At 48.4% G+C, this 766-nt stretch carries 2 tRNA genes and 2 rRNA genes; all 4 read right to left on the bottom strand.

The annotated features are described in order from the left end of the window. Nucleotides 1–229: ribosomal RNA gene (locus CWM57_RS27065) — 23S ribosomal RNA — on the bottom strand; the annotation flags it as partial. A 177-nt stretch (nucleotides 230–406) separates the two neighbouring features. After that, nucleotides 407–482, bottom strand: a tRNA-Ala gene (locus CWM57_RS27060). Nucleotides 483–518: 36 nt separating this feature from the next. Beyond that, nucleotides 519–595: transfer RNA gene (locus CWM57_RS27055), tRNA-Ile, on the bottom strand. A gap of 69 nt (nucleotides 596–664) precedes the next feature. Continuing rightward, a 16S ribosomal RNA gene (locus CWM57_RS27050) occupies nucleotides 665–766 on the bottom strand; the annotation flags it as partial.

Genomic DNA, 766 nt, shown 5'->3' with positions numbered 1-766 from the left:
GGTTGATTTCTTTTCCTCGGGGTACTTAGATGTTTCAGTTCCCCCGGTTCGCCTCGTTAACCTATGTATTCAGTTAACGATAGTGCAACGAATTGCACTGGGTTTCCCCATTCGGACATCGCCGGCTGTAACGGTTCATATCACCTTACCGACGCTTTTCGCAGATTAGCACGTCCTTCATCGCCTCTGACTGCCAGGGCATCCACCGTGTACGCTTAGTCGCTTAACCTCACAACCCGAAGATGTTTCATAAAACACCAACGTGTCGCGAAAATTTGAGAGACTCGAACACACTTAAACAGTGTGTCGTTTCAATTTTCAGCTTGATCCAGATTTTTAAAGAGCAAAACTTCGCAGTGCACCTTTTCAGGTTCACTCTGAAGTTTTCTTGTGTTTGCAGTAATGATGGTGGAGCTATGCGGGATCGAACCGCAGACCTCCTGCGTGCAAAGCAGGCGCTCTCCCAGCTGAGCTATAGCCCCATCGTTTGCAACCTCTTCAAATTTGCTTCGCAAATTTGGTAGGCCTGAGTGGACTTGAACCACCGACCTCACCCTTATCAGGGGTGCGCTCTAACCACCTGAGCTACAAGCCTGTAGAGGTTTTTACTGCTGTTTTTCATCAGACAATCTGTGTGAGCACTACAAAGGCAGGTTCTTTAAGGTAAGGAGGTGATCCAACCGCAGGTTCCCCTACGGTTACCTTGTTACGACTTCACCCCAGTCATGAATCACAAAGTGGTAAGCGCCCTCCCGAAGGTTAAGCT

The sequence above is a fragment of the Klebsiella sp. G-Nf4 genome, assembly GCF_002810615.1.
In the GTDB taxonomy this organism is placed as follows: domain Bacteria; phylum Pseudomonadota; class Gammaproteobacteria; order Enterobacterales; family Enterobacteriaceae; genus Klebsiella; species Klebsiella variicola.
This window is presented reverse-complemented; position numbering and strand designations above follow the sequence as displayed.